At 56.2% G+C, this 537-nt stretch carries 1 protein-coding gene; it reads right to left on the minus strand.

Features of this window, described 5'->3' with window-relative positions:
* Positions 1-28 precede the first annotated feature (28 nt).
* Positions 29-502 carry a helix-turn-helix domain-containing protein gene (locus E5Z01_RS19305; protein WP_119761083.1) on the minus strand — a complete coding sequence of 158 codons (474 nt, stop codon included), beginning with the start codon at positions 500-502 and terminating at the stop codon, positions 29-31.
* Positions 503-537 lie beyond the last annotated feature (35 nt).

Raw genomic sequence — 537 nt, forward strand, 5'->3', positions numbered from 1 at the left:
CGTTCCATCTCGCACAGAAATTTGGCGGTCAGCTGCGCGATGCACCATTGCTTTTTGCGATGCGGCTGGACTTCGTTTTTTTCAGGATGTAGAACACCGTTGAGGGCGCAATGCCCTCAACAAGCTGGAGTTCGACCGCTTTGTCTGCCAGCAGACGAATACTCCACTGGCTATGACCCTCTGGCGCCTCACTGCACGCCAACGCGGTGATCGCCGCTCGATCCTGGCCATCGAATTTTGCTGGACGTCCCGTGTGGGGTGCATCGAATAGGGCGTCTTCCAGGCCCCCCAGGACGAAGTGTTTGCGTGTGGAACGAACCATTTGCACGCTGATCCCAAAGGCACGGCTGATCTCGAGGTCGGCAGTTCCCTGGTGTGAGAGCAACAGAATGCGGGCGCGGGTCATGACCCGCGCCTTGCCGCTTCCTTTTGACGTGAGGCTCTTCAAGTACTGCTCCTGCTCAGCACTCAGCACGACCGCATACTGAATTGGGCGTCCCATAGGCTAAGTATTATAATTTCTAGAACGCTGTACTA

This window comes from Deinococcus fonticola (assembly GCF_004634215.1).
GTDB lineage: Bacteria > Deinococcota > Deinococci > Deinococcales > Deinococcaceae > Deinococcus > Deinococcus fonticola.